At 38.3% G+C, this 1,308-nt stretch carries 2 protein-coding genes; both read left to right on the forward strand.

Annotated elements, in window-relative coordinates:
- The coding region (locus AACS92_RS21755) for an antitermination protein (RefSeq protein ID WP_193757020.1) at positions 1-249 on the forward strand (249 nt) is incomplete at its 5' end.
- Between the two features lie 157 nt (positions 250-406).
- Positions 407-883: a hypothetical protein gene (locus AACS92_RS21760; protein WP_099112025.1), complete on the forward strand. Its 477-nt coding sequence runs from the start codon at positions 407-409 to the stop codon at positions 881-883.
- Positions 884-1,308 lie beyond the last annotated feature (425 nt).

Consider the following 1,308-nt stretch of genomic DNA (forward strand, 5'->3'; position numbering starts at 1 on the left):
TTGGTGCTTGATGAGGAGCAAACTGCATTGCAAGGCGCGCCAGTGCATAAAATCTGCCCGCGTTGCTCAGGGAGAGGTTATAGCAGAGTACCTTCGTCAGTCGCTTATACTGCAATCAAAGTCTACCTGCCGGAACTGAACGAAAGAACATGGCGGCGTAACTGGAAACCGTTTTACCAAAAGTTGGTGGAGAAGTGTTACTCAGAACAACAGCGCGCCGAAGTTGCATTTAATGAGGTGACAAAATAAACAGTTGCATTTTGTCCGGCCTTGGTCTAACATCTTCAAATAGTGGGAACTTGTAACTATACTCACTACGAATATTTAAACCTCGCCCAGTGCGGGGTTTTTTGTTTTTTGTGGCTACGCTACAATCAGCCTAAATGCACATAATATAGGTTGATATATGAAAAAGGCACTTGTAGTAGGAGTGTTGACTCTATCGTTTTGTGGTTATGGTTTTGCGGGAAGCAATATCAAAGATGACATCATTGGTACTTGGGCAATGCTGCCCACAATAGAGGGATTCGCCAACGTTATAGAATTTAGACCAGATAACACTGAATATTTCTATCCCTTCACATGTGATTGGGACAATAGAAAAGTGATTAAAGGTACTATGTATAAAGGCAAAATGATTGGTGAACCAGTAGAAAAATACATATACACTCATACAATATCTGATGACTTAATTTCAGTGACGTTTAATAATGAGAAAGAGCCTTTTATTACCCTTAAATTTAAAGGAATAGAAAAAGTAGGGCGCAAAACGTTTATGAACTTAACCAAAATAGATAAGCTTGGGAATGAAGAAATTAATTTTTCCTACGTAAAAACTGATAAAATTCAGCCTGTATGCCCTCCTTACTTTGAGAAAGAATAGATAGTCAGAATCAAGAATTAGTTTTCCGATAGAATTCCAAGCCTCGCACTCGCGGGGCTTTTTCATATCTACCAGTAGTCAATTTAGAGTTTACAGCTCAAAGTGTACGTTACGATCAATACCTATATCGTAGTTAAATCAATATATTAAGTGTTATTTCAGGCGTTTCGGTCAACATACTGATCGCCACAGATTAAGCTCATACCAGCACCAAACTTCAAATATACACCTCACTGAATCACGCACTCGACTAACAGACAAACTTTATAATACGCCACCTTATTTTAAGGCGTATTGATTCTGTTACAGGCTATTCAATTGAGATAAGAACCTGACCTCAGTAATATTAACTGGCTAGTTAGCAGTAGGATGAAATGACCTTTAACGAATAATAAAGTGAGGTGTTTATGTCTGATGTTAATAAG

Source organism: Xenorhabdus sp. KJ12.1 (genome assembly GCF_963876495.1).
GTDB classification, from domain to species: domain Bacteria; phylum Pseudomonadota; class Gammaproteobacteria; order Enterobacterales; family Enterobacteriaceae; genus Xenorhabdus; species Xenorhabdus stockiae.